The sequence below is a fragment of the Vibrio sp. 10N.261.45.E2 genome (genome assembly GCF_002875705.1).
Classification (GTDB): Bacteria; Pseudomonadota; Gammaproteobacteria; order Enterobacterales; family Vibrionaceae; genus Vibrio.
The window spans coordinates 68,409-90,447 of the sequence record NZ_MCZZ01000069.1 but is presented as its reverse complement, the minus strand read 5'-3'; the positions used below and the strand labels follow the sequence as shown (position 1 = coordinate 90,447).

The window sequence follows — 22,039 nt, the reverse complement described above, 5'->3', positions numbered from 1 at the left end:
TTCAAATTTTTCTTTAGACACAATCGTGTTCCTTCCTAGTTATGATTCGCCACGTTCATTATTGAGCGAGACGCGCCAGAAATTGCTATTTTATGCGCCAACTCTCGTTAGCGCAATATTTGGACGCATTGTTCTTTCAAAAAATGAAAAAAAATGCCTTCCTTTTTTTAACCACGCTCTGCAATGATTGCTTTTGCAACATTGTTAGGCACTTCAGCGTACTCACTAAACTCCATAGAGTAAGAAGCACGACCTTGTGTCGCAGAACGTAAATCAGTTGCGTAACCGAACATGACAGACAACGGAACTTGTGCACGAATTATCTTCAGGCCAGCTGTCCCCTCGTCCATACCTTCGATGATGCCGCGACGACGGTTAATATCGCCAACAACGTCACCCATCCAGTCTTCTGGAGTAGTTACTTCAACTTTCATCATAGGCTCAAGCAGAACTGGTTGCGCTTCAAGTGCACCCGATCTGAAAGCCATAGAGGCAGCGATTGTAAACGCCATCTCACTTGAATCTGTTTCATGGTAAGAACCATCATATAGTGTAGCTTTGATATCCAGAACTGGATAGCCAGCAAGCACACCATTGTTCATCTGTTCTTCAACGCCTTTAGCAACTGAAGCGATAAACTCTTTTGGTACGATACCATTGGCAATTTCATCCACGAAGACAAAGCCTTCGCCAACTTCTGATGGTTCTAATTTCAGCCATACGTGACCGTATTGACCTTTACCACCATGTTCACGGATAAATTTACCTTCCGCTTTCGCTGTACCACGAATAGTTTCACGGTAAGCAACTTGCGGGTTACCAACGTTGCAGTTCACGCTAAATTCACGCTTCATACGGTCAACGATGATATCTAAGTGTAGTTCACCCATGCCAGAAATCAGAGTCTGGCCAGTTTCCGCATCCATATCAACGCGGAACGATGGGTCTTCCGCTGCTAGCTTACCTAGAGCGATAGTCATTTTATCTTGATCAGCTTGAGAGCTTGGCTCTACAACGATCTGAATAACTGGATCTGGGAACTCCATGCGCTCAAGAACAATCTTATGGTTCTGGTCACAAAGGGTTTCACCAGTAGTCACATCTTTAAGGCCAATGATGGCCGCGATGTCACCTGCTCGTACTTCTTTTACTTCTTCACGCTTGTTTGAGTGCATTTGAACAATGCGACCTAAACGCTCACGTTGTTTCTTCACAGAGTTGTAAGCAGTTTTACCGCTCTCTACAACACCAGAGTAAACACGGATGAAAGTTAAAGTACCAACAAATGGGTCTGTTGCGATCTTGAATGCTAGCGCTGAGAACGGTTCTTTGTCGTCCGCATGACGCTCTGCTTCGTTCTCGTCTTCATCGATGCCTTTAATTGCAGGTACATCGACTGGAGAAGGAAGGAAATCAACAACTGCATCTAGAACAGCTTGTACACCTTTGTTTTTGAATGCACTACCACAAGTAGCAAGTACGATTTCATTATTAAGGGTACGAGTACGAAGACCTTGTTTGATTTCAGCTTCTGTTAGTTCACCTTCTTCAAGGTACTTATCCATCAGCTCTTCATTTGCTTCTGCAGCAGCTTCAACAAGTTCTGTACGATATTCTTCAGCCATTTCTTGCATGTCTGCAGGAATATCTTCGTACGTGAAAGTCATGCCTTGGTCAGCGTCGTTCCAGTTAATTGCCTTCATCTTGATAAGATCGACAACGCCTTGGAAGTTTTCTTCAGCACCAATGTTTAATTGAATTGGAACAGGAGTTGCGCCTAGGCGATCCTTGATCTGTTCAACTACGCGCAAGAAGTCTGCGCCTGTACGGTCCATTTTATTAACGAAAACCATACGTGGAACTTGGTACTTATCAGCTTGACGCCATACTGTCTCTGACTGAGGTTCAACACCAGATGAGCCACAGAACACAACAACTGCACCATCAAGTACACGCAGTGAACGTTCTACTTCGATTGTGAAGTCAACGTGTCCAGGAGTGTCGATGATGTTGATACGGTGGTCCGAGAACTGAGCTTCCATACCACGCCAAAACGTAGTGGTTGCTGCTGAAGTGATCGTAATACCGCGCTCTTGCTCTTGCTCCATCCAGTCCATGGTTGCTGCACCATCGTGAACTTCGCCGATTTTGTGAGAAAGACCGGTATAGAACAGAATACGTTCACTTGTGGTTGTTTTACCTGCATCTACGTGAGCAACGATACCGATATTACGGTATTGCTCTATAGGAGTTTTACGAGCCACGGTTGAATCCTCTTATTAGAGACTTAGGGACTATTGCTATGTCTAGATTATGCGTTAGAAGCGATACTTCGCTAAAAATGGCTTGCCCTAGAAATAGCAATAGTTCCTAGCATAAGCATAGGAACTAAAGAAGTGCTGCAAGGAACCTTGCAGCACTAAAAAGGTATTACCAACGGTAATGTGCGAACGCTTTGTTTGCGTCAGCCATGCGGTGAACGTCTTCACGTTTCTTAACCGCAGTACCTTTGTTCTCAGACGCGTCTAGCATTTCAGCAGCTAGGCGTTGAGCCATAGATTTTTCACCACGCTTACGCGCAGCTTCAACTACCCAACGCATAGCAAGAGCGTTACGGCGAACCGGACGAACTTCTACAGGTACTTGGTAAGTTGAACCACCTACACGGCGAGATTTAACTTCTACCGCTGGGCGAACATTTTCAAGAGCTTCTTCAAATACAGCTAAGTGGTCTTTACCAGACTTCTCAGCCATTGCATCTAGTGCAGTGTAAACAATTTTTTCTGCAGTAGATTTCTTTCCGTCAACCATAAGGATGTTAACGAATTTTGCCAGCAATTCAGATTTGAACTTAGGATCTGGAAGGATCTTACGCTGACCTATTACGCGACGACGTGGCATGGATATTCTCCGTTGTCTTCTTCAGGTTTTTTCCAAAACTTTTCAGAATAATAAATAAAATAGTGTTTGGCCTTACTTAACGATTTCTTTTTAAAAAGAGAATCAATTAAGACTTAGGACGTTTCACACCGTACTTAGAACGACCTTGTTTACGGTCGTTAACGCCAGCACAGTCAAGTGCGCCGCGAACAGTGTGGTAACGAACACCCGGAAGGTCTTTTACACGACCGCCACGGATTAGTACAACACTGTGCTCTTGTAGGTTGTGGCCTTCACCGCCGATGTACGAAGTTACTTCGAAACCGTTAGTTAGACGTACACGACATACTTTACGTAGTGCCGAGTTAGGTTTTTTAGGTGTAGTAGTGTAAACACGAGTACATACACCACGTTTTTGTGGGCACGCTTCTAGTGCAGGCACGTTGCTTTTAACAACTTGCTTTACACGAGGCTTGCGAACCAACTGGTTAATAGTTGCCATTAACTAGCTCCTGAAATTTACTTGAAAGTAAGCTTTGTGAAAAATCTATCCCTAGTCACAAGTCGTAATTAGGGACGCAAAATTCTATTCAGCAGTGGGAGGTGTGTCAAGAAATATACAGATCTTTTTTAGCCGTCTAGAGCTCAGGATGGTCTATTTTTAACCAAACTGATAAAACACGGTTACCAAGTTACTGATTTGTCGTTCAAAACCGTCAGTTTAACGAACCCATCGTAGTCAACTTGTTCGATTGTATTAGAGACAAGTACTTGTAAACCTCGGCTATCGAGATCTGCTTTTAACACTGATACCTGCTCTACTGCACTGATTTGAGTGAAAAACTCATGATTTGGAAGGCAAACGTACACTGCATCTTCGACCAAAAGGAGCTGATCCTGCGGTTGAGAGTAGGTTAATGCGAGTTTAAGTTTGTCGACTGATTTTACGATATGAAGCATAGCGTCCCCTAGAAAGTCAGGATCTGTTGGCACTGAGCTAACTTCTGCGTTAACTCATCGACTTCAACGGTGGTCACATCAATCAACAGGTTGTCAGCTGAAAGACCAAACTGACTCAGACTACGCTGACACACATATACCTGTTCAATATCGTACAGGTCCATAAGTTTGAATGCAGAGATGTAGTCACGCGATAATGTTTCGTCGGGCTGCTGCGCTTTGAGAAGCTGTGTTACGCCATCGCCAATAAAGAACACAGCGATGTCTTCACTATAAGCAGAAGCGGCAAGCAGTGCGTCTAACCCTTCTCGACCCGCAGCGGTCGTATGAGGAAAACTGTTAAATATAAAGGCTAACTTTCTCAAAACTGCACAACCCTATCTTGCGTTAGTAGCGCTTCCGACAAGCTCCCTAATCCGGCCTGAGTGAATCCAGAGGCTAAGTTAGAGGCACTTAGTTGATGTTGTTCGGCTTCTTCAGAACTCACCACTCCGCGTCTTAGCGCTGCTGCTACACAGGTTTCAAGACTAACATCGTGCTCATCAGCCAACTTTTGCCAAGCTGAAGCTAAGTCAAATTCATCGTTCGCAGGTACGGTAAGATCTGAGCCGTTACTGACGCCCTCTTGATAAAAGAACACACTGTGAAGTTTGTGGCCCTGTTTAATAAGAGCCACAGCAAACTGGTAAGCACTTCTTGCTGACTGTGAGCCATAGACAGGCCCATTCACTAGGAGTGTATAGCTTAACAACCCTCTTCATCCTCTGTTTTACGTTGGCGGATGTATAGGTACACAGTATGCTTAGAGATGTTCAGTCGCTCGGCAACACGGTTAATCGCGTCTTTAATATCGAAAATACCTTTGTCGTAAAGCTCCATCACGATCTGACGATTCTTGGTGTTGTTCGATACTGACTTGTCCGCATTGATTTCTTCAATGGTGCGCTCAACCGTTTGATCGACAAGCTCTTCAACATCACTAGCGAAGTTAACCGATGATGCGGCTTCGTCTGCGTCTTGCGTAGGCATGAACGATTGCAGCACCTGTGAGAATGGTGCGTCTAGGTTGACGTTAATACACAGCAGGCCAATCACTCGGTCTTCACCGTTGCGGATAGCAACCGTGATCGACTTCATCAATACTCCGCCTTTTGCGCGTGTGAAGTATGAACGTGAGAAGTTGCGCTTAGAACCTTCAATATCTTTTAGCATCTTCAATGCAAGATCGGTGATCGGCGAACCAACCTGACGACCTGTATTTTCGCCGTTGGCAATTTTAATCGCAGAAGTATTGAGGTCTTCTAAAGAGTGCAAAACGATTTCACAAAACGGACCAATAAGACTCGCGATGCCGTCAACAACAGCCTCATAAGATCTTAGAATGATTTTATCGTGTTCACTGAATGGCATAACGTGGACTGATTCCATTTCAAGTAACACATCTGCATTGACTGTTTCTGTAGTAGTCACTTATTCCTTACCTTCGTGTGAAAAATCAACAAATTTATGTAAGTTTATCAGAAAATTTTAATTGCACACCTAGCTAACATTGCAACTAGTGATTTAGAACAAGTTTAAAAATCAAATACTCATCTTCAAATCATAAAAAAAGCCTAACTCAAAGTTAGGCTTTTTATTCAATCAACGTATTTTAGTACGAGGCTTTTAACCAATATTACTGTGCAGGTGCAGCTTCAGCGTTATCGATGTTTAGTAGTTCTACTTCGAATACTAGCGTTGAGTTAGCTGGAATAGTCGGTGTGTCTTGCTCACCGTATGCTAGCTCTGGCGGGATTACGAACTTGTACTTAGAACCAACTTGCATCAGTTGTACGCCTTCAGTCCAGCCTGGGATTACGCGGTTTAGTGGGAATGTTGCTGGTTCGCCACGATCGTAAGAGCTATCGAACTGAGTGCCGTCTGTTAGCGTGCCTTTGTAGTGTACTTGAACGGTATCAGTGTCTTTTGGAGACGCGCCTTCACCAGCTGTCATTACTTGGTAAAGTAGACCAGATTCAGTCTGTTTTACGCCTTCAGTTTTAGCGAACTCAGCGCGGAAGTCATCACCCGCTTTTTTCACTGCTGCTGATTTTTCAGCCGCTTGTGCTTGCATCGTTTCTGCAACACGCTTGTCTAGAGCTTCAAGAGCTGCACGAGTTTCTTCTTCGTTCAGTGCTGTTTTCTCCGCGAATACGTCTTCGATACCTTGAAGAACCATGTCTTTGTCTAGGTTAATACCTAGCTCACTTGGCTTATCAATGCTTGTGCTTAGGTAGTTCGCGAAAGATACACCAATTGCGTAAGCCGCTTTGTCATCTTCTGTTTTAAAGTTTACTGCTTCAACTTTAACTTCTTCAACCTGTGGAGCTTCTGCCTTTGGTTCTTCTTTCTGACAACCAACTGCTAGCATAACCGTTGCGGCAAGCAGTGATACTTTTAAAACTGATTTCATTGAATTCTCCAATTAATGGCCAAGCCATTGGTTATTGTGCACAAATCTAATGATTAGATTGGTGTGAATACGTTAGTTATAACAATATACTAGTCATATGTCTTTCGACACAAACCGGATTATTAGATGTGATGCGAATATTTTTCCACTCATTGCTATGTACAATTGTCATCACCTTGTTAAATGGATGTTTTTTCTTCCAAGATGATGAGCAGCGTTGGGAAATTGAACCCAATGGTGCCACCAGCTTTGCACTCAGCAGAGATGGACGCTTCGCCCTGCTGTACTCTCAGCAAAAACAACTGCTCCTTTGGGACCTCGCCGAAAACCAAGAGTTGGCTCAGCTTGGCCCACAAGATCAATTAGAAAACCAAGTATCGCGTATCCGTATCTCGGACAATGGCCGTTTTGCCATTACCGCGAGCCAAATGAACTTCGCCGTTTGGGACTTATCTTGGACTCAAGCACAAGGGTTATGGTCTATCTCCGACGGCTTGATTCGCGATGTCGATATCTCTAGCAATGGTGAAAAAGTACTGCTTGGCCTTTCTAATGGCAAAGCCATCTATGTGGACTTAGTCACCGGACGCCGTCTGGAGTTCCTCGCTCACCGAGAAAAAGTGAATTCCGTGTCCCTTTCATCCAATGGGCGCTACGCCTTATCGGGTGGAAACGACTACAAAGCCTACCTTTGGGATACCGAGTCGGGCTTGGTATTGCGCACCTTTGAGCATGAACAAAGAGTAGTACGAGTCGCGCTACAACGCGATGGCGAGCTAGCTTTTACTTCTGATGGCGGCAATCAAGCGATGATTTGGGATCTTGAAACAGGTGAGCCTCAGGCACAACTACAAAGCTGGTCTCGACAATTGATTTTCTCGAGTGCTCGTTTTTCTGATGACGGCAGTATGTTGGTGACGGGCACGCCATCCAGCCAAGTGAGTGTGTGGAATACTCAAGATGGCAAACGAATTTCTCGCCACGATGCTGAGCCACTAAAAGATGCTCGCCCTCCTCGTGCGGTAGTGTATGATGCAGCCTTTGATGATAAGAACCGTGTGATATCGGGCACCTCTGCGGGCATAGCCCAAGCTTGGAATGTGGATTAAGAACGATGACAGAAAAGCGAGTTGAACAACTAGAAAGCCGCGTGAATGACCTTGAGTGTCAGTTAGCTTTCCAAGAACAGACCATTGAAGAACTCAATGAGGCGCTTAGCCAACAACAAATGTTGATCACGAGAATGCAAGACCAGATGAAGTTCGTGGTTGGCAAAGTGAAAAATATGGATGGCTCTAACCTAGCAGACGCATCAGAAGAGACGCCACCTCCACACTATTAAGTTCGATTCAAATGGGCTAGATATTGCTCATTTATCATGACTGAAAAGCGAAGGGCGACAGATATTATCTGCCGCCCTTTTGATTATTTATTTAAGCCGATACAAACTTAATCATCAGCATAAATCTTCACTTCAACACGACCTTCAGTATCAACACTTGCACGATACATCCCCGAACTGTTCATTCCAAAATGAATATCGCCTTGACCATCAATAGCGATCAAGCCGCCTTCTCCGCCCATGGTTTTCAATTCACCTTGAATGATCGTTTCACAAGCTGTGTGCACATCCTCTTTCAGATAACGCATTCGGGCTGCCACATCACCTGCGACCATTTTACGCAGGAAGAACTCGCCCATCCCCGTTGTTGAAACGGCAACGTTACCATTCTCGGCAATAGTACCAGCGCCAATAATTGGAGAATCACCGACACGGCCGTACTTCTTGTTGGTCACGCCACCGGTACTGGTTGCGGCGGCTAAATTACCTGCTTGGTCTAATGCTACTGCACCAACCGTGCCGTACTTTTTGTCGTCAGGGTATATCTGGGCTTGCTGTTCATCGTATTTCGCTTCAGACAAGGTAAAGATGCCTTTCTCTTTCATCGATTGAAGCTGTTCGTAACGGCGCTCAGTAAAGAAGTAGTCTTGCTCGGTAAAGGTGTAGTCGTGCTCAAACGCAAACTTCTCGGCGCCTTCACCTATCAGCAGTACGTGGTCGCTTTTCAGCATTACATCACGCGCGAGCTCAATCGGGTTTTTGATATGACGAACCCCTGCAATTGCCCCTGCATCCATTTCACGTCCATGCATCACAGAGGCATCCATCTCAACAAATTCATCGTGAGTTAAAACCGAGCCTTTACCTGCATTAAAATGCGGGCTGTCTTCCATCACCTTGACTGATGCAACCACGGCATCCAGCGCATCACCACCCGCTTGCAATACTTGATAGCCAGCCAAAACCGACTTTTCCAAAGCCTCGGTAATACCCGTTTTTAATTCATCGCTCATTTGCTCTCGCAAGATGGTTCCTGCACCACCATGAATGGCAATTGAAAAAGGCTGTGACATGCGAACTCTCCACTGATGTCGTCTTGTAATGTTGTGCTATCAATATCACATCCACGGTTCGATGTCTGATAGCGAAAACCAAACTTTTTACGAACGCTTGGTTAGTAGATAAAAAGCTAGGTCAAAAAGCGCGGCGCTAATACGAAAAAAGCCTCCACAAGGGAGGCTTTCAAGATTCTAAATCTAAACCGTTAATTCGGTATTAGTGAGAACCACAGCTACCGCCGCCGCAGCAGCCGTCTTTTTTCTCTTCACCGTGGTCATGGCCTTCGCCACCACAGCAACCGCCTTCGTGGTCATGATCGTGACCGTGGCCACCACAGCCGCCTTCTTGGTGTACGTGACCGTGTTGAACTTCTTCTTCAGTCGCTTCACGAACCGCTACAACTTCAACGTCAAACGTTAGAGTTTGGCCAGCTAGCATGTGGTTACCATCAACAACAACTTCGTCGCCATCAACTTCAGTAACTTCTACAGGGATTGGACCTTGGTCAGTATCCGCTAGGAAACGCATGCCAACTTCGATTTGCTCAACACCTTGGAATACGTCAGCAGGAACGCGTTGAACTAGTGCGTCGTTGTGCTCGCCGTAAGCGTCTTCTGGAGTAACAGTTGCAGAGAACTTGTCGCCAGCTACTTTGCCTTCAAGCTCTTTTTCAAGACCTGTAATTAGGTTGTTGTGACCGTGAAGGTAATCTAGTGGAGCTTCTGCAGTTGATTGGTCAACTACTACGCCATCTTCAAGTTTCACTTGATATGCAACACTAACTACTACGTTCTTTTCAATTTTCATGAGAGCTCCAAGGAGGTTTGGACTAAGCTCGAACAGTTGAGCTTAGGAAAAATTCTGTACCCGGATATTATGGGGATCAATTAACGAAACTCAATCATTCAGGCTTAAAAATACCGATCATTTCTTGATTCGCGTGTTCAGATTTCTCTACAGTTTTCGGTTTACGCTGTTCTGTGAAGTCACAATCGACACATTCCACCAGCTCGATATTGTTTTCAATCCACCAACGGAGTGTGTCTTGAGTGTTGCAACTTGGGCAGCTTGCCCCTGCGATAAAGCGTTTTTTCTGTTTCACGTTGATATCCTTTACTACTCTGGATTCGCAGTTCTTCCCACTCACTTTATTTACAAGCTAAGCTGAGACCGCGTTTATTATTAGATTGGTTCTATAGTCGCTATGCCCAAGCTCTATTCCTAAGCTCAAGCGTTAGTTAACAGTTCAAGCTACTGCCAATAGTTTCGAGATTGGTGATCGTTTTCCATCTCATGTCCAAAAATCTCTTCAAGCTCTTTACGAGCCTCTTTCGCTCTTTGGGCTAGCTCAGCATCTTCGTTATGCTGAGGCAACAGCTCTTTAAGCATACCATTATCCAATTTTCTAAAGTGTGCTTCTGCTCGCTTCGCTTTGTATGGATGCATGCCAAGCTCAGTCAATGTTTGACGACCTAAATCCAGCGCCCCAAGGAAGGTTTCACGAGAGTAATTACTCACACCGTGGTTAAGCAATTGATACGCTTCAACACGGCTTCGAGCACGCGCTAAGATCTTTAAGCGTGGAAAGTGCTGCTTACACAAGTCGACGGTTTTCATGATTTCATCGGGAGAGTCGGTACACAACACAATCGCCTCTGCTTTATCAGCACCGGCTGCGCGTAACAGCTCAAGGTGAGTCGAGTCTCCGTAAAACACTTTGTAGCCGAACTTTCTTAGGATATGGATTTGGCTGGCATCACTCTCAAGGACGGTGATGCGAATCTTATTGGCATACATCAAGCGACCAATGATCTGACCGAAACGACCAAAGCCAGCAATGATCACTCGAGGACTACGATCGACCACATCCGAAGACATCGCGTTTTCACTGATTTGGTTAAGTTGACGAGCAAAGAATCGATCTTGCAGCTTAAGCATCAATGGTGTGGTCACCATAGATAGACTCACCACTACCAGCAAGAACGACACTTGCTCACCACTCAAGATGCCTTGCGCACTTGCCGCCGTGAAGATAACGAAAGCGAATTCACCACCTTGGCTAAGAATCATCGCCATGCGGCTACGCGCTTTAGCCTGAGTACCGAAAATACGAGCTAGCGCATACAGCACTAAGCCTTTCAAAACCACGAGAGCTAATACAGCAATCAGTATCGCGAATGGGCTTTCTGCTAGTAAACCTAAGTTCACCGCCATCCCCACAGAGATAAAGAACAAACCAAGCAATAACCCTTTGAATGGGTCAATCGCGATTTCAAGCTCGTGTCGGTATTCACTCTCAGCCAGAAGTACGCCCGCTAGGAAAGTACCCAATGCCATCGACAAGCCAATCTGTTGCATGATCACAGCAATACCAATCACCAATAACAGTGCTGCGACGGTGAACAATTCACGTACGCCACTCATGACTACGTATCGGAATAGCGGTCTCAACAAGAAGTGGCCACCGACTAGCAGACCAATCACGCCACCCAGCATCCAAAGCATGTCAGCCCAGCTGCCGCCCGTATTGCCCGCAAGCAAAGGCAACATTGCCAACATTGGTATCACTGCGATATCTTGGAAAAGTAGTACTGCAAAGCCTGACTGACCCGCTTCTTTACCACCAAGCTCTCGCTCTTCAATGACCCGTAAAGCGATAGCGGTCGAGGACAAAGCCAAACCCATACCTATTACTAGGCTGGTTTGCCACGTTAAACCGAACATACAGGCGATGGCGGTAATAATCAGGGTGGTGATCAGCACTTGCGCACCACCCAGCCCGAGAATGGGAGCTCGCATCTGCCACAGTTTTTTAGGATTAAGCTCTAAACCAATCAAGAAGAGTAGCAGTACCACCCCAAATTCGGAGAAGTGCAGTATCGCCTCTACATCACTGATTAAGCCAAGCCCCCAAGGGCCAATAGCAACACCAGCCAGAAGGTAACCTAATACCGAACCCAAACCGGCGCGCTGTGCGATAGGAACCGCAACCACAGCAGCCGCTAAAAATATAACGCTACTTTGTAGAAAATCATTAGTCAGAGCCATCATCTGCTCCTATATCTTGTAGCGGGGCTCGCAACCAGTTTCGATATTCTTCTGCATGCTGGTAACGCGTCATATCGGTAACATTTCGTGCCCAGTGTAAAACCAAAGGGGATATCCAGTTCATCTGACACAAAGAAGCGGTTAACTCGAATGGCTGCAAGATCTCTTGTAATGGATATTTATTATAGCCTGCAGCACCAAACGCCTCTTCTTTACCACCGGTAGTGATCACGCTGCGCCAGTGTTTACCTTTAAGTGCACTTTGCTCACCAAACGCAAAACCCTTGCCTAACACGCGATCAAACCACTCTTTTAATAATGAAGGACAGGAATACATAAACAGAGGATGCTGGAACACAATCACATCGTACTCTAGGAGTAATTGATGCTCATAAGGCACATCGATAAAGAAGTCTGGGTAGATGGCGTAGAGATCATGAATTTTGACATGACCGAGCGACTCTACCTTCTTAATCATCATCTGATTAGCAATAGAGGTTTGCGGCTCTGGGTGCGCATAGATGATCAACACCTTTGGCAAGACTTTGTCTGTCGAGGGAGTATTACTCATTCCTTTGAAACATTCCTTTGAGGGCTAAACGGTGGCAAGGCCACAAGAATTTAAGCAAAAGTTATTAATATGTTATTGGCATCATAACGCAAATTGCATTGTGATCGACTTTTATCTGGTTTCAGCCTACTATGCAGGCGTCTGTTCACCTCAAATTTCTATGCTATTTCAATTATGATTACTTTCTCTGATATTCAATTGCTACGCGGCGGTAAGCCACTCCTCGACCAAGCATCTGCGACTTTTCACCCTGGCGACAAGATCGGTTTGGTTGGTAAAAACGGCTGTGGTAAATCTACGCTATTCGCCCTAATTAAGGACGAACTGTCTATTGATGCTGGCTCATTCAGTAAACCCGCTCACTGGGAAATGGCTTGGGTTGCTCAAGAAACCCCAGCGTTAGAAAGAACAGCAATTGAATACGTGATTGATGGCGACCGTGAATACCGCGGCCTTGAAGACCAACTAGAGAAAGCTGAACAAGCCGACAACGGCACATTGGTAGCAGAGATCCACGGCAAGATTGAAACCATTGGTGGTTACAGCATCAAGGCGCGCGCTGCCGAGTTACTGGACGGCCTTGGCTTTAGCCAAGAACAAATGACATGGAACCTGACTCAATTCTCAGGTGGTTGGCGTATGCGTTTGAACCTAGCGCAAGCCCTACTATGTCGTAGTGACCTACTGCTACTCGATGAACCGACCAACCACTTGGATTTAGACGCTGTAATGTGGCTAGAACGTTGGTTACAAACCTACTCTGGCACGCTAGTACTTATCTCGCACGATAGAGACTTCTTAGACCCTATCGTCAACCGAATCGTACATGTTGAAAATCAACAGCTCAATGAGTACGCGGGTAACTACTCATCGTTCGAAACCCAACGAGCGCAAAAACTGATTCTGCAACAAGCAATGTACCAAAAGCAGCAGAAACAAATGTCTCATATGCAGAGCTACATTGACCGTTTCCGTTATAAAGCTTCAAAAGCTCGCCAAGCGCAGAGCCGTATTAAAGCATTAGAAAAAATGGAACAAGTGCTACCCGCTCAGTTTGATAACCCATTCAGCTTTGAGTTCAGAGAGCCAGACGCACTACCAAACCCAATCATGATGATGGACGAAGTCTCTGCAGGTTATGATGACAATCTGATTCTAGAGAAGATTCGCCTGAACCTAGTACCGGGCAGTCGTATTGGTCTGCTTGGTCGAAATGGTGCTGGTAAATCAACACTAATTAAACTGCTTTCTGGTGAACTGAAACAGCAAGGTGGTGAACTGAGCTATTCACAAGGCGTTAAGATTGGTTACTTTGCGCAGCACCAATTAGAAACACTGCACCCTGAAGAAACACCGCTACAACACATGATGCAGATTGCCCCTAAACATACCGAGCAACAACTGCGTGATTACCTAGGTAGCTTCGGTTTCCAAGGTGAAAAAGCGCTCGATAAAGTAGCCCCATTCTCTGGTGGTGAAAAAGCACGTTTAGTATTGGCGCTATTGGTATGGCAAAAACCAAACCTGTTGCTACTCGATGAACCAACCAACCACTTGGATCTCGACATGCGTCAGGCGCTGACTTTTGCCTTGCAGACGTTTGAAGGCGCGATGGTTATCGTATCGCACGACCGTTACCTACTGCGTGCAACCACAGATGATCTGTACCTAGTACACGACCGCCAAGTAGCACCGTTTGATGGTGACTTAAGCGATTACTACAAGTGGCTAACCGAGCAACAAAAAGTTGAGCGCAAAGAAGCACAAGCATTGGCACCAGCAAAAGATGGCGCCAACAGTGCAGCAGCGAAAAAAGAGCAGAAACGTAAAGAAGCAGAATTTCGTAAACTGACGGCACCACTGCGTAAAAAGCTGACTCAATTTGAAAAGCAGATGGATAAATTAACGCAGGCTCTTGAAGAAGCCGAGCAAGAATTATCCGACACTTCACTGTATGAAGCTGAAAATAAGGCTAAACTGAATAAAGTACTCGCTCTCCAAGCGAGCAGTAAGTCACAACTAGAAGAAGTTGAAATGGATTGGATGTCCACTCAAGAAGAGCTTGAGCAGATGGAACAGGATATGGATAGCTTATGAGCCCAGAGCACGCCCCAATATCACTAACACTGGAACGACTATGGCAATTTAGCCTTCAGTATTACAGTGTGCGTGGTGTAAAGGATGCGTGCCTAGCTCTGCAAAACCAGTTCCACGGCAACGTCAATCTACTGCTGCTTCTCAAATGGCTTGATGAGCAGCAATTGTCTTTTGCTGAAGAAGAGTGGCACAAGGTACAACAGTGTTTGAGCCGCTCTGAAACCCTGCTTCATAGTTATCGAGAGCTACGTAAGCACCTCAAGGCGCACGTTGTTGACTCTCTCTACCGTGAAGCCCTGCAGTTTGAACTACAACTTGAGAAGCAACAGCAATCCGATCTTGTCGACTGTATTAACTCGCTGCAACTTTTCACCAATAAACAAGCGCCACTGGCTCTGCAATACTGTCGTTTATTAGGAGCAGAAAACCTCTACGACGCTTTTTCTGAACCAGCACCTCAGCCCTAACTCGTTCCCTTTTCTTTTTATTCAATCAAGACCCAAGCTTAACCGCGCCCTATCTCTCTCATGTGCATGAACTGAGCAATACGCATCATGAAATGTTTAGCACGCCTAACCTTGATATTATTCAATCGGTTAACTTTGGCTTGTTTTTGTATCTCGTATAAGTGAAAGCCTTGCGCTTACGCTGAGAATCAACCAAGCTCAAATAAAAACGTGGGCGTTTCACTGCAAGCTCAACACTTTATCAAAGCCCATAAAAGAAGCATGGATCGTTTTTATGACAATATTTACTGCAGCCGCTGGTCTCTCAAATCCGCACTTACAAACCTTAGTGCCACGATTTATTAGAAAACAAGCGCTGTTTCATCCTCACTGGCAAACCTTAGAAACACCCGATGGTGACTTTCTTGATCTTGCTTGGAGCGAATCACCAGACGGTGAAACCCCAAATAATGATGCTCAAAGTAGCAAGCCGATATTCGTTCTATTCCACGGTTTAGAAGGAAGCTTTGAGAGCCCTTACGCCAACGGACTGATGAATGCCTTTGCCAAAGATGGTTGGCTGTCCGTGATGATGCACTTCAGAGGTTGCAGCGGAAAACCCAATCGCTTAGCTCGCGCTTACCATTCAGGTGAAGTCGAAGATGCGCGATTTTTCCTAAGACATCTGCATGCGCAGTTTCCGAATAACCCCAAGGTCGCGGTTGGCATATCCTTAGGTGGAAACATGTTAGCGAACTATTTGGCTGAGTACGCAGATGACCCACTGCTATCGGCGGCGACCATCGTATCTGCTCCTTTTGACCTAGCGTGTTGCTCTAGTCGTATTGAACGTGGCTTCTCCAAGCTCTATAAGAAGTACCTGCTCAACTCTCTAAAATCAAACGCGCTTAAAAAGGTTAACCTGCTACAGGAAAAGCTTGGCATCACCGCTGAAGCCATCAAGAACATCACCAAACTGTATGAGTTTGATGAACGAATCACTGCACCTCTGCACGGCTTCAAAAATGCCCAAGACTATTATGCGCAATGTTCTGCGCTGCCCAAGCTCAATAAGATCAAACTGCCCACTCAGATCATTCATGCCAAAGACGATCCTTTCATGACCGATGATGTGATCCCAAAGTTCGTTCTGCCCGATAACATCGATTATCGACTGTTTCAAAAAGGTGGCCATGTTGGATTTATTACTGGCAGCACACTCAAACCAAGGTTTTGGCTAGAAGAAGCGTTGCCTGCCTACTATGAAAGTATCCAAGATTCGGCATAATGACCGAGCCTGAGTAAATAGAAGCAAAACATTACTAAGCACACGCATTTCTACATCAATAAACATATCTATGAACATAAAAGAGATAAGTATTTATGATCATTCCATGGCAAGACATTGCGCCAGAGACACTGGAAAACCTCATCAAAGAGTTCGTGCTACGTGAAGGCACAGACTACGGCGACGTAGAGGTTTCATTGCAAAACAAGATTGACCAAGTGAAACATCAATTAGCTTCAGGAGAAGTCAGCATCGTGTTTTCTGAGCTCCATGAAACCGTTGATATTCAAGTCACAAAACGCTTCTAAGCTGCGCTCATAAAGGAGCCGTGTTATAGTGGTAAACGATTGCTAACAAGTAAGTTACTCAAAAGACAAGGGTTGTCATGTCCGCTAAGCATCCAATTATTGCGGTGACGGGTTCATCTGGAGCCGGCACCACCACCACCTCAGAAGCCTTCCGTAAAATGTTCAATATGATGGACGTGAAGGCTGCTTGGGTTGAAGGGGATAGTTTCCATCGCTTCACTCGCCCAGAGATGGATGTCGAGATCCGTAAAGCGCGCGAGCAAGGTAAGCACATCAGCTACTTTGGTCCACAAGCCAACGACTTTGGTGCGCTAGAAGAGTTCTTCCGTAAATACGGGAACGAAGGAACAGGTAAAGTACGAAGCTACCTGCACACCTTCGATGAAGCCGTACCTTACAATCAAATGCCGGGCACCTTCACGCCATGGCAAGAGATCCCTGAAAATTCCGATGTGATGTTTTACGAAGGCCTACACGGCGGTGTGGTTGACGGCGACATTAACGTATCTCAACACGTCGATTTGCTGATCGGCATGGTGCCTATCGTAAACCTAGAATGGATCCAAAAATTCGTTCGCGACACCCGTGATCGTGGCCACTCACGTGAAGCGGTAATGGACTCTATTGTTCGTTCCATGGATGATTACCTTAACTACATTACCCCGCAATTCTCGCGTACTCATATCAACTTTCAGCGTGTTCCAACCGTAGATACATCGAACCCACTTAACGCCAAAGGGATTCCAAGTTTAGACGAAAGCTTCGTTGTTATACGTTTGCGTGGCATCAAAAACGTCGATTTTCCCTACCTGCTGGCTATGATTGATGGCTCGTTTATGTCTCGCCATAACACGCTAGTGGTTCCAGGTGGCAAGATGAGTTTTGCTATGGAGCTCATCGTGAGGCCAATCCTGCAACAACTCATCGAAACCGGAAAAATAGGTTAACAAAACGACATTCTGGTTGATTACTTTTCATACCGTGATCATGTGCACAATTTTGCGTAAAAAATCGTAGCTTGGTCACGATTAAAATCAAGAAATAGTACCTGAAAAAGGATACTATTCTTAAACGAAACACAAGATAGCTTGCAGCACTCAACGAGTGCTCTTATCCTACAAGTCAATCCAGGCTTAGCTAAAATACGGAAAGCGGCAAGCATACCCTGCAGAGGAAGTGAGATATTATGGTTCTAGGTAAACCTCAAACCGATCCAACATTAGAGTGGTTCCTTTCACACTGTCATATTCATAAGTACCCTTCAAAAAGTACTTTGATTCATGCTGGTGAAAAGGCAGAAACCTTGTACTACATCGTTAAAGGTTCTGTGGCAGTTCTTATCAAAGACGAAGAAGGTAAGGAAATGATTCTTTCTTACCTAAACCAAGGCGACTTCATCGGTGAGCTTGGCTTGTTCGAAGAAGACCAAGAGCGTACTGCTTGGGTTCGTGCTAAATCTCCTTGTGAAGTAGCTGAGATTTCTTTCAAGAAATTCCGTCAACTTATCCAAGTGAACCCAGATATCCTAATGCGTCTTTCAGCGCAAATGGCAAACCGTCTACAAGTAACTAGCCAAAAGGTTGGTGACTTAGCGTTCCTTGACGTAACAGGTCGTATCGCTCAAACGCTACTTAACCTAGCGAAGCAGCCAGATGCAATGACTCACCCTGACGGCATGCAAATCAAGATCACTCGTCAAGAGATTGGCCAAATCGTTGGTTGTTCTCGTGAGACAGTAGGTCGTATCTTGAAGATGCTAGAAGAGCAGAACCTCATTTCTGCACACGGTAAAACTATCGTGGTATACGGTACTCGTTAATCTCGATTAACTGAGCCAAAAACTTGAAAGCCACCAAATGCGAATTTGGTGGCTTTTTTTGTTTTCTGAAGATCTAGAGAGCAGATGCGAGATGCGAGATGCGAATAAAACACCTACAGCTTCCAAGTACAAACTGTCTCGAAACCAAGCCTCACCATATCTCTAGGGTAGAGTCCGTGCTCGTACCTTTTGTTAACCGTTGGTGCTTTCGAAGATCTTATCTGCTGATGCTGCAACGAATCCGGTGTACAACTCACCATTGGCCATCGCATAACGCTTAGCGAACTCATAGAAGCCACCAGGAATCATCTCATTGCCTTCAATAAATGAGACTGGGACTTTGTCTGCCATTGTTGATGATTGCTCTAATAAGACCTCTGGAGAGCCTTTAACCTCACCGCCAGATGCATTGATAGTGAAACCAGACTCGCTCAGGTAGTCATTCACAGCCTGCACTTCGTCGAAGTTATTAAGCTGGTTCACACTCACCGTAAAGTGGTTCGCACCATATCCATGAGCCGCTAGCCAAGACGCGTATTCGCTCTCTTTCGCTAACTGTTGGAAGTCAGCGAAGCTCAAATCCCATAGACGACCGCCAAACAAGAACTCATGCCCTTGCAGCTTGCTTGCATCTACTTGTTCAACCAACTTAGCAACGATCTGTTGTAGCTCACTTGAACACTCTTCTACCTTCAGCTCACTTATGAATACTTTGGGCTGTTTTAGATCTGGGTGCTCGTAATGCTTCGCGACTAGCTTCTTGCTCTCAAACAAGTAATCGCCACACGCTTGATAACCTAGCTCAAGGAAAGGCTTAGCCAATGTTTCAATCCCTAGCGGAGCAACATTAAAAGTACGCAGTGCAATGTGATCATTAATCAGAGCTTCGTCTTCTTTCAGCAAGTGGTGTACTTTCTCAGCCGATGGACACAGTCTATGAATGTAATCATCCCATAAAGATTTAAAGAGTAGATCGGGCGTCATGGTGACTCCTTGTCAGAGGTTCTAGCAAGCTAGTGATTTGGATTAGAAAGGGAGAGGCTGAGACACAGAGTCAGCAGCCATCAGCCTGTGACATACTTTTCTATTATTATCTACCGTCCAATCTTGGTGTCGGACGTGATGCAAAAGGGAAGCGATAACACCACTTCCCTATTTCAAACTTAACCAATGAGCCTCGTGCTCATAAACCGAAACTACAGCTCAATACCTGGGCTAAACGTTGCTGGTAGTTGAGTTTCACCACCTTCCATTGAAGCCATAGGGTAAGCACAGTAGTCCGCTGCGTAGTAAGCACTTGGGCGTAGGTTACCCGAAGCACCCGGACCACCAAACGGTGCATCACCACTTGCGCCTGTAAGTTGGCGGTTACGGTTAACAATACCTGCACGGATACGGTCAACGAAGTATTCCCATTCAGAATCATCTGTTGATACTAAGCCAGCAGATAAACCAAAGCGTGTGTCGTTAGCCAACTCAACCGCTTGCTCTAGCGATTGGTAACGAACCACTTGCAGCAATGGACCGAAGTACTCTTCATCTGGCAGTTCAGCAATGTTGGTTGCATCGATAATACCCGGAGAAACAAACGCCGCTTCACCCGCTTTTGCTTCGACTAGACTTACACCGCCTAACGATTGCAGATTCGCTTGCGCGTCCAGAATGAACTTAGCCGCAGCTTCAGAGATCTGTGGCCCCATGAAGGGTGCTGGCTCAGCGAATGGCTGATCGACACGAATCTTCAAGGTCGCAGCAACGAGCTTATCCAGTAGTTGATCGCCCTTCTCTCCAACAGGAACATACAAACGACGAGCACATGTACAACGTTGACCCGCACTGATGAAAGCCGATTGGATGATAGTGTATACCGTTGCGTCTGCATCACCGTATTGGTCGCTGATCACCATAGGGTTGTTGCCGCCCATTTCTAGTGCCAGCATCTTGCCCGGTTGGCCCGCGAATTGACGGTGTAGGATATGACCGGTATTGGCACTACCTGTGAATAGTACGCCATCAAGACCTTTAGCATCTGCTAGTGCAATACCTGTCTCTTTAGCGCCCTGTACTAGGTTGATTACGCCAGCAGGAAGACCCGCTTCTTGCCATAGCTTCATTGCAAACTCACCCGTCCAAGGTGTCTGCTCTGAAGGTTTGAATACTACGGTGTTACCTGATAGCAGAGCTGGAACAATATGACCGTTAGGTAGGTGACCTGGGAAGTTGTAAGGACCAAATACCGCCATCACGCCCAATGGACGGTGACGAAGTACAATTTGGTTGCCCGCCGCTTCACGTGAAGCTTCACCGGTACGTTCGTGGTAAGCACGAATAGAGATAGCGATTTTACCCGCCATTGCACCCGCTTCAGTGCGAGTTTCCCAAATCGGTTTGCCCGTCTCTTTTGCGATGATCTGTGCAATCTCTTCGCTGTTCTCTTTTACCTTCTCAGCAAAGTTCAACACGATCGCTTCACGCTCTGCAAAGCTCAATTTTTTCCAAACCAAGAAGGCTTCACGAGCTGCTGCTACTGCAGATTCAACCTGTGCTGGTGTTGCGCTATCACCTTGCCACACTACTTCATTGTTGTATGGGCTTACTGATGTCATGGCGTCACCTTGACCTGCCACCCACTGTCCTGCTATCCACTGAGTCATACTTCTATCCTTAAAATCTTCGACAGATAATCGCCGATCTTACTGAGCCAACATGCGAACGAATTCGCCTTCTTTTACTTCAAGAGCGCTTGCTACTTCAGATGATAAAATCACTGTGTCGCTTGCTTGGTCATACGCGCCTTTCGCGGCTACTGCGCGGAAGTTCTCAAATGAGGTATTACCAATTAGGAAATCTTTAGAGCTTGAGTGCTCTGCAATTTGAACCTGTGCTCTAATCGCATGACGCACAGATTCGATGTTTCTTAAATCACACTCAACCGTTGGGCCCGCATCAAAGATATCGACATAGCCACGGTTAGTGAAACCTTCACGTTCCAACAACTTAAGTGCAGGGCGCGTATTGTCATGAACCTCTCCGATCACCGCCTGAGCTTCTTTGCTCAGTAGGTTCACATAGATAGGCAGCTTCGGCATAAGATCAGCAATGAAGCCTTTCTTACCAATACCGGTTAGGTAATCAGCAAGCGTGAAATCAATCGAGAAGAAGTGCTCTTGCAGCCATTGCCAGAAAGGAGAATTACCTTCTGCATCCGATACACCACGCATCTCAGCAAAAATCGTTTTCGAAAAACGCTCTGGGTGCTCAGACATGATCAGGAAGCGACACTTCGACATCAAACGACCATTCAATCCACCACGGAAAGCTGGGCGCAAGAACAATGTGCAGATCTCACTGCATCCTGTGTAGTTATTACCGAAAGTCAGTAGCTTCACGACGTTATTCACGCCAAGCTTTTGCGATGAGTGAACCACTTTGCTGATGTGGTACGAATAAAACGGGACATCCCAGCCAATTGAGGCTTCAATGCCAGTCGTACCCGCAACTTCACCCGTTTCAGTATCAAAGCCAACCATTAGGTAGCCTTCATCACCGGGTTCAGTCACGTCTTGTTTGGCAAAGCTGTATTCAGAATGAGTAATACGGTTAGTTAACAGTTCTTCGTTAACCGGAAGAGATGTGAATCCGTGACCAGATTCAACCGCGCAGGTATGCAGCGCATCGTAATCAGATAATTTTATTGGGCGAACAACTAGCATCAATATTCCCTCCAGATGCAAAATAGGCCCAAAACCAGAAGCTTGGGCCTTTAGCA

At 45.7% G+C, this 22,039-nt stretch carries 25 protein-coding genes; 9 read left to right on the top strand and 16 right to left on the bottom strand.

All coding sequences use genetic code 11. The annotated features are described in order from the left end of the window. Positions 1–187 (top strand): hypothetical protein (locus BCT34_RS24550; RefSeq protein ID WP_206747214.1); only part of this gene is annotated, 187 nt, incomplete at its 5' end. Here BCT34_RS24550 and fusA read toward each other — a convergent pair. The 8 genes from fusA to fkpA all read right to left on the bottom strand — a co-directional run bounded on the left by fusA (position 168) and on the right by fkpA (position 6,292). Then, positions 168–2,264: an elongation factor G gene (gene fusA / locus BCT34_RS04050; protein WP_076656812.1), complete on the bottom strand. Its 2,097-nt coding sequence runs from the start codon at positions 2,262–2,264 to the stop codon at positions 168–170. The two genes, BCT34_RS24550 and fusA, sit on opposite strands and share 20 nt — an antisense overlap. 166 nt (positions 2,265–2,430) lie before the next feature. Next, the gene (gene rpsG / locus BCT34_RS04045; protein WP_004737195.1) at positions 2,431–2,901 is read right to left on the bottom strand and encodes a 30S ribosomal protein S7; all 471 of its coding nucleotides are present in this window, start codon (positions 2,899–2,901) and stop codon (positions 2,431–2,433) included. A 106-nt stretch (positions 2,902–3,007) separates the two neighbouring features. Further along, the gene (gene rpsL, locus BCT34_RS04040) at positions 3,008–3,382 is read right to left on the bottom strand and encodes a 30S ribosomal protein S12 (protein ID WP_004737194.1); all 375 of its coding nucleotides are present in this window, start codon (positions 3,380–3,382) and stop codon (positions 3,008–3,010) included. A 182-nt stretch (positions 3,383–3,564) separates the two neighbouring features. Next, on the bottom strand, positions 3,565–3,840 hold the full coding sequence (gene tusB, locus BCT34_RS04035) for a sulfurtransferase complex subunit TusB (protein WP_076656811.1): 276 nt from the start codon (positions 3,838–3,840) through the stop codon (positions 3,565–3,567). Between the two features lie 8 nt (positions 3,841–3,848). Continuing rightward, positions 3,849–4,205, bottom strand: a complete 357-nt coding sequence (gene tusC / locus BCT34_RS04030; RefSeq protein WP_076656810.1) for a sulfurtransferase complex subunit TusC — start codon at positions 4,203–4,205, stop codon at positions 3,849–3,851. After that, positions 4,202–4,591 (bottom strand): sulfurtransferase complex subunit TusD, encoded by a 390-nt coding sequence (gene tusD, locus BCT34_RS04025; protein WP_076656809.1) that lies wholly within the window; start codon positions 4,589–4,591, stop codon positions 4,202–4,204. The genes tusC and tusD overlap by 4 nt, the downstream gene beginning before the upstream one ends. Then, complete coding sequence (locus tag BCT34_RS04020) at positions 4,585–5,310, bottom strand: transcriptional regulator (RefSeq protein WP_004729851.1); 726 nt, start codon at positions 5,308–5,310, stop codon at positions 4,585–4,587. Before BCT34_RS04020 ends, tusD begins: the two co-directional genes overlap by 7 nt. A 205-nt stretch (positions 5,311–5,515) precedes the next feature. Further along, on the bottom strand, positions 5,516–6,292 hold the full coding sequence (gene fkpA, locus BCT34_RS04015; protein ID WP_076656808.1) for an FKBP-type peptidyl-prolyl cis-trans isomerase: 777 nt from the start codon (positions 6,290–6,292) through the stop codon (positions 5,516–5,518). Between the two features lie 131 nt (positions 6,293–6,423). Between fkpA and BCT34_RS04010 the strand changes: the two genes are divergently transcribed. Continuing rightward, positions 6,424–7,401: a PQQ-binding-like beta-propeller repeat protein gene (locus BCT34_RS04010; RefSeq protein ID WP_076656807.1), complete on the top strand. Its 978-nt coding sequence runs from the start codon at positions 6,424–6,426 to the stop codon at positions 7,399–7,401. Positions 7,402–7,406: 5 nt separating this feature from the next. After that, the gene (locus BCT34_RS04005) at positions 7,407–7,634 is read left to right on the top strand and encodes a SlyX family protein (protein ID WP_009848930.1); all 228 of its coding nucleotides are present in this window, start codon (positions 7,407–7,409) and stop codon (positions 7,632–7,634) included. 107 nt (positions 7,635–7,741) lie between these two features. Here the strand turns inward: BCT34_RS04005 and BCT34_RS04000 are convergent, their stop codons facing one another. The 5 genes from BCT34_RS04000 to kefG all read right to left on the bottom strand — a co-directional run bounded on the left by BCT34_RS04000 (position 7,742) and on the right by kefG (position 12,312). Continuing rightward, positions 7,742–8,707: an isoaspartyl peptidase/L-asparaginase gene (locus tag BCT34_RS04000; protein ID WP_076656806.1), complete on the bottom strand. Its 966-nt coding sequence runs from the start codon at positions 8,705–8,707 to the stop codon at positions 7,742–7,744. 202 nt (positions 8,708–8,909) lie between these two features. Beyond that, positions 8,910–9,500, bottom strand: coding sequence for a peptidylprolyl isomerase (gene slyD / locus BCT34_RS03995; RefSeq protein WP_076656805.1), 591 nt, complete (start codon positions 9,498–9,500; stop codon positions 8,910–8,912). 94 nt (positions 9,501–9,594) lie between these two features. Then, positions 9,595–9,795: a YheV family putative zinc ribbon protein gene (locus tag BCT34_RS03990; protein ID WP_029235422.1), complete on the bottom strand. Its 201-nt coding sequence runs from the start codon at positions 9,793–9,795 to the stop codon at positions 9,595–9,597. 149 nt (positions 9,796–9,944) lie between these two features. Then, complete coding sequence (gene kefB, locus BCT34_RS03985; protein ID WP_076656804.1) at positions 9,945–11,741, bottom strand: glutathione-regulated potassium-efflux system protein KefB; 1,797 nt, start codon at positions 11,739–11,741, stop codon at positions 9,945–9,947. After that, positions 11,728–12,312, bottom strand: a complete 585-nt coding sequence (gene kefG, locus BCT34_RS03980) for a glutathione-regulated potassium-efflux system ancillary protein KefG (protein ID WP_076656803.1) — start codon at positions 12,310–12,312, stop codon at positions 11,728–11,730. The genes kefB and kefG overlap by 14 nt, the downstream gene beginning before the upstream one ends. A gap of 174 nt (positions 12,313–12,486) precedes the next feature. On the opposite strand from kefG, the gene BCT34_RS03975 reads away from it, so the two are divergent. The 6 genes from BCT34_RS03975 (at position 12,487) to crp (ending at position 18,270) form a co-directional block, all read left to right on the top strand. Then, positions 12,487–14,409 (top strand): ABC transporter ATP-binding protein, encoded by a 1,923-nt coding sequence (locus BCT34_RS03975; RefSeq protein WP_076656802.1) that lies wholly within the window; start codon positions 12,487–12,489, stop codon positions 14,407–14,409. Continuing rightward, positions 14,406–14,876 carry a TIGR02444 family protein gene (locus tag BCT34_RS03970; protein ID WP_076656801.1) on the top strand — a complete coding sequence of 157 codons (471 nt, stop codon included), beginning with the start codon at positions 14,406–14,408 and terminating at the stop codon, positions 14,874–14,876. The genes BCT34_RS03975 and BCT34_RS03970 overlap by 4 nt, the downstream gene beginning before the upstream one ends. Positions 14,877–15,150: 274 nt before the next feature. Further along, positions 15,151–16,143 (top strand): hydrolase, encoded by a 993-nt coding sequence (locus BCT34_RS03965; protein WP_076656800.1) that lies wholly within the window; start codon positions 15,151–15,153, stop codon positions 16,141–16,143. A gap of 95 nt (positions 16,144–16,238) precedes the next feature. After that, positions 16,239–16,451, top strand: a complete 213-nt coding sequence (locus BCT34_RS03960; RefSeq protein WP_010435208.1) for a YheU family protein — start codon at positions 16,239–16,241, stop codon at positions 16,449–16,451. Positions 16,452–16,528: 77 nt separating this feature from the next. Further along, entirely contained in the window at positions 16,529–17,398 is an 870-nt protein-coding gene (locus BCT34_RS03955) for a phosphoribulokinase (RefSeq protein WP_010435210.1), read from the top strand. Positions 17,399–17,637: 239 nt separating this feature from the next. Further along, positions 17,638–18,270, top strand: coding sequence for a cAMP-activated global transcriptional regulator CRP (crp, locus tag BCT34_RS03950; protein ID WP_004729651.1), 633 nt, complete (start codon positions 17,638–17,640; stop codon positions 18,268–18,270). Between the two features lie 192 nt (positions 18,271–18,462). Here the strand turns inward: crp and BCT34_RS03945 are convergent, their stop codons facing one another. The 3 genes from BCT34_RS03945 to astA all read right to left on the bottom strand — a co-directional run bounded on the left by BCT34_RS03945 (position 18,463) and on the right by astA (position 21,983). Further along, entirely contained in the window at positions 18,463–19,254 is a 792-nt protein-coding gene (locus tag BCT34_RS03945) for a DUF1338 domain-containing protein (protein ID WP_076656799.1), read from the bottom strand. A gap of 212 nt (positions 19,255–19,466) precedes the next feature. Further along, a complete protein-coding gene (astD, locus tag BCT34_RS03940; protein ID WP_076656798.1) occupies positions 19,467–20,924 on the bottom strand; it encodes a succinylglutamate-semialdehyde dehydrogenase in 1,458 nt (485 codons plus the stop codon). A gap of 39 nt (positions 20,925–20,963) precedes the next feature. After that, positions 20,964–21,983, bottom strand: coding sequence for an arginine N-succinyltransferase (astA, locus tag BCT34_RS03935; RefSeq protein WP_009848917.1), 1,020 nt, complete (start codon positions 21,981–21,983; stop codon positions 20,964–20,966). Positions 21,984–22,039 lie beyond the last annotated feature (56 nt).

Bases quoted from the DNA above. Each gene is read 5' to 3' on its own strand.
- rpsL (WP_004737194.1), bottom strand. From the start codon at position 3,382: ATGGCAACTATTAACCAGTTGGTTCGCAAGCCTCGTGTAAAGCAAGTT.
- BCT34_RS04005 (WP_009848930.1), top strand. From the start codon at position 7,407: ATGACAGAAAAGCGAGTTGAACAACTAGAAAGCCGCGTGAATGACCTT.
- kefG (WP_076656803.1), bottom strand. From the start codon at position 12,312: ATGAGTAATACTCCCTCGACAGACAAAGTCTTGCCAAAGGTGTTGATC.
- BCT34_RS03970 (WP_076656801.1), top strand. From the start codon at position 14,406: ATGAGCCCAGAGCACGCCCCAATATCACTAACACTGGAACGACTATGG.
- BCT34_RS03960 (WP_010435208.1), top strand. From the start codon at position 16,239: ATGATCATTCCATGGCAAGACATTGCGCCAGAGACACTGGAAAACCTC.
- BCT34_RS03955 (WP_010435210.1), top strand. From the start codon at position 16,529: ATGTCCGCTAAGCATCCAATTATTGCGGTGACGGGTTCATCTGGAGCC.
- astD (WP_076656798.1), bottom strand. From the start codon at position 20,924: ATGACTCAGTGGATAGCAGGACAGTGGGTGGCAGGTCAAGGTGACGCC.
- astA (WP_009848917.1), bottom strand. From the start codon at position 21,983: ATGCTAGTTGTTCGCCCAATAAAATTATCTGATTACGATGCGCTGCAT.
- BCT34_RS04000 (WP_076656806.1), bottom strand. From the start codon at position 8,707: ATGTCACAGCCTTTTTCAATTGCCATTCATGGTGGTGCAGGAACCATC.
- BCT34_RS03965 (WP_076656800.1), top strand. From the start codon at position 15,151: ATGACAATATTTACTGCAGCCGCTGGTCTCTCAAATCCGCACTTACAA.
- crp (WP_004729651.1), top strand. From the start codon at position 17,638: ATGGTTCTAGGTAAACCTCAAACCGATCCAACATTAGAGTGGTTCCTT.
- tusB (WP_076656811.1), bottom strand. From the start codon at position 3,840: ATGCTTCATATCGTAAAATCAGTCGACAAACTTAAACTCGCATTAACC.
- slyD (WP_076656805.1), bottom strand. From the start codon at position 9,500: ATGAAAATTGAAAAGAACGTAGTAGTTAGTGTTGCATATCAAGTGAAA.
- BCT34_RS03975 (WP_076656802.1), top strand. From the start codon at position 12,487: ATGATTACTTTCTCTGATATTCAATTGCTACGCGGCGGTAAGCCACTC.
- BCT34_RS03945 (WP_076656799.1), bottom strand. From the start codon at position 19,254: ATGACGCCCGATCTACTCTTTAAATCTTTATGGGATGATTACATTCAT.
- kefB (WP_076656804.1), bottom strand. From the start codon at position 11,741: ATGGCTCTGACTAATGATTTTCTACAAAGTAGCGTTATATTTTTAGCG.
- fkpA (WP_076656808.1), bottom strand. From the start codon at position 6,292: ATGAAATCAGTTTTAAAAGTATCACTGCTTGCCGCAACGGTTATGCTA.
- BCT34_RS04010 (WP_076656807.1), top strand. From the start codon at position 6,424: ATGCGAATATTTTTCCACTCATTGCTATGTACAATTGTCATCACCTTG.
- rpsG (WP_004737195.1), bottom strand. From the start codon at position 2,901: ATGCCACGTCGTCGCGTAATAGGTCAGCGTAAGATCCTTCCAGATCCT.